Origin of the sequence: Kitasatospora sp. NPDC091257 (genome assembly GCF_044757675.1) — a bacterium.
In the GTDB taxonomy this organism is placed as follows: domain Bacteria; phylum Actinomycetota; class Actinomycetes; order Streptomycetales; family Streptomycetaceae; genus Kitasatospora; species Kitasatospora lactacystinica.
Window position 1 is genome coordinate 1 of sequence record NZ_JBIVVI010001366.1, and the last position, 2204, is coordinate 2204.

General features: G+C 70.8%; 2 protein-coding genes. Both read left to right on the top strand.

Translation table 11 applies throughout. The features are described 5' to 3' along the window. Nucleotides 1-286: 286 nt before the first annotated feature. Complete coding sequence (locus ACIQOV_RS38325; protein WP_401055388.1) at nucleotides 287-1090, top strand: serine hydrolase; 804 nt, start codon at nucleotides 287-289, stop codon at nucleotides 1088-1090. A 28-nt stretch (nucleotides 1091-1118) separates the two neighbouring features. Further along, a complete protein-coding gene (locus ACIQOV_RS38330; RefSeq protein WP_401055390.1) occupies nucleotides 1119-2072 on the top strand; it encodes a hypothetical protein in 954 nt (317 codons plus the stop codon). Nucleotides 2073-2204: the final 132 nt, after the last annotated feature.

Here is a 2204-nt window from a genome sequence, read left to right on the forward strand (position 1 = left end):
TCCGATCTGCTCGTCGGCCAGGCCCCCGCCCGCCGCACCCCCGCCCCGACACCGACACCGGCACCGGCACCGGCACCGGCACCGGCCACCGCGCCCACCCCCCAGCCCGAACCGGCCACCGCCCGCTGACCGCAGTCCTCGAACGCCTGCCGGGTGCCCCCCCGCAGGCGTTCGGCCGTTTCCGACCTCCCTCGCCCCGGCCTCCGGACCGGGGCGTACGGCGCTCCCACGCGGGTAGGGGGCCGTTGGCCCGGCTCAACCAGGGCGGGAGAAAGAGGGTTGCCCGATGGTCGATTCCGACGAACTGCGCTCCGCGATCACCGCACAGGTCGAAGGGTTCGCAAGGGCCGGCGGCACGGGCGTGCGCAGCGTCCTGGTCAAAACGCTCGACAGCCCCCGGCTCACCGTCGCCCACCGGGCAGACCTGGCACTTCCCGCGGCGAGCCTGGCCAAGATGATCCTCGGGGTCGCCCTCTTCGACTCCGCCGAACGCGGCGAGCTCGACCTCGATGAACGCGTCCGGATCGGGGCCCTCCCGGGCACGATGTACCCGAGCGTGCTCCAGGCCCTCGACCCCGACTCGACCGTCACCGTACGGGAGTTGTGCGGCTTCGCACTGGTGACCAGCGACAATCCGGCAGCCGAACACGTACGCGCCGTCCTGGGCCAGGAGCGGATCGACGCCACGATCAAGGCCGTCGGGCTGCACAGCACGGCCTTCCCCGCCGGGTTCTCCGAGCAGGAACTCGGTCCGCTCGGCCGGGCCAACACCACCACCGCCGAGGACATGCTGCGGTTGGTCGAGTACATCGACCGGACGCCACACCTCGGACCGGTCCGGCGCTACCTGGTCAACTACCTGCGCAACGACCGGATTCCGTCCCGTCTGGACGACGAGGTCCCGGTGCGGCACAAGACCGGGAGCCTTCGCGGCATCGTGAACGACGCGGGCATCGTGCTGCATCCCGCGAACCGCATCGCCATGGTCTTTCTGACCGAGGGACAGGCCGATAACGTTCGTACGGCACAGGAGATCGGGGAGGTCTCCGAACGGATCGTCCGGATCATCGCAGAGGGGTCGGCGCTCTGACGCGGCCCACCGGGGGTGGCGTGTGACCGTGTCTCGTGAACGACAACTGCGCAAGATCCTCGCACTGGTCAACACCCTCGCGCTGACGGTGGGGTTGGCGTGCGTGGTGACCGCGGCACTGATGACCCACCAGCAGGTCCTCGCCACCGTCCTCAGCCTCATCGGCGGCGCCTTCGTGTCGGCGGCGGCCGTCACGCTGGCGATCGGCTCCCTCACCGTACGGGAGACCACGGAGCAGGTGGACAGCGCCGTGCTTCGCGGCATGCAGGACGTGCTCGGCCCGGTGCGCGACCCGTTGTTCGCCGGAGCACTGTCCGCCTACCGCTACGACTGCCTGCTCTCCCCCGCACCGGACGGTGACGCCCATCCCGACTACCTCTACCAGAGCTTCCGGATCTCCTACCGCGTCCAGGCCTTGCCCGGAACGGTGACGATCGCTTGCCTCGCCTCCAACGACGACGCCGGCCTGGACGGCTTCACCGGGCCCGAGTGCCTGCTCCGGTGGATGATCGACGACAACCTGGACCCGGACGACCCGGGAGTCTTCAGAGTCGGCGCGGTCAGGGTCGACAACCGGGATCTGGAACGCACGTCCGCGACGCACGAGGCAATCGTCGGCGGGCGCGCCAGGGTCGAACACTTCGCGGTACCGCGCGAGGCACAGACCACCGCGGGCCATCTGGTGGAGCTGAGCGTCACGGCACGCAAGTTCGTGGGCAACGACCGACGGATTCGCGTCCAGGCCCAGGTGTTCCGCCATGTCACCGATGCAGAGTACCGGCTCACCGTCGACCCGGCACTCCGGCCGACCCGCCTGAGCGTGAACGCGTCGGAGATCAGCGCGCTCGGGGCCGCCCACGGTGCGAGCGTCCGGGCCACCTTCCCCGAACCGTTCAACAGCACGGCCGGGCTGATCCAACTGCCGTTCCCCCTCCAGCCCGGCAGCGTCATGGCCTTCACCATCGACCGGAACGTGGCCTGACCCGCCCGGGCGGCGGGTCAGCCGGTGGCGCGGATGTAGATGTCGGCGGCGCCCGGCAGGCCGCCGGGGATGGTGGCGACGTAGATGCGGCGGGCGGTGGGGGCGTGGGTGGGGAGGTCGGTGGGGGTCGGG

What these genes read in the sequence shown, in the direction of transcription:
- ACIQOV_RS38325 (WP_401055388.1), top strand. Translation starts at nt 287, where the DNA reads ATGGTCGATTCCGACGAACTGCGCTCCGCGATCACCGCACAGGTCGAA.